Genomic DNA, 523 nt, shown 5'->3' on the forward strand with positions numbered 1-523 from the left:
CCGTTTGTAATACAGCACGAACCCGCCGTGCTCCCAGTGAAGCAGTTTCATATGCGTACGGCGGCGGTTCAGGAACACGAACACATCACCGCCCGTGGCCCCCCGGCCCAAACCGGAGGACACCAGCCCGCACAATCCGTCAAATGATTTCCGCATGTCGCAATGGCCACCGTACAGGTAATAACGGTGCGAGGAACCCAGGCTGAACATCAGGCAAGGGCAATCAGCCTGGACAATAATCCCAGATCGGCCGAAGGCACTTCCAGCCGTACACCGTTGGGATAAACAACCGACAAAACAGGATGACCTGCCGTCCCGGGTGAACCCATCGGAATAAAAACGTTATCCCCGCCAGATTCATCCTCTTTCCAGCGATTGATCCAATAACTGAACTTACCCAGGGTGATGCCATGCTGCAGGCAGAACTCCTGCCGGGTCAAACCGCTCTCGCGCCACTGACGAACAAGGGTAAACATGTACTCTCTACGCTCCTTCATAATCATATTATTTGTGGGCGTAAAAC

At 54.3% G+C, this 523-nt stretch carries 2 protein-coding genes; both read right to left on the reverse strand.

Annotation, left to right across the window (positions count from 1 at the left end):
* A partial coding sequence (gene tnpB, locus ACFOET_RS06620) for an IS66 family insertion sequence element accessory protein TnpB (RefSeq protein ID WP_379020830.1) occupies positions 1–210 on the reverse strand: 210 nt, incomplete at its 3' end.
* Positions 210–523, reverse strand: a 314-nt coding sequence (gene tnpA / locus ACFOET_RS06625) for an IS66 family insertion sequence element accessory protein TnpA (RefSeq protein WP_379020832.1), incomplete at its 5' end; no start/stop codon positions are given. The genes tnpA and tnpB, both read right to left, overlap by 1 nt.

The sequence above is a fragment of the Parapedobacter deserti genome, assembly GCF_042646065.1.
GTDB classification, from domain to species: Bacteria; Bacteroidota; Bacteroidia; order Sphingobacteriales; family Sphingobacteriaceae; genus Parapedobacter; species Parapedobacter deserti.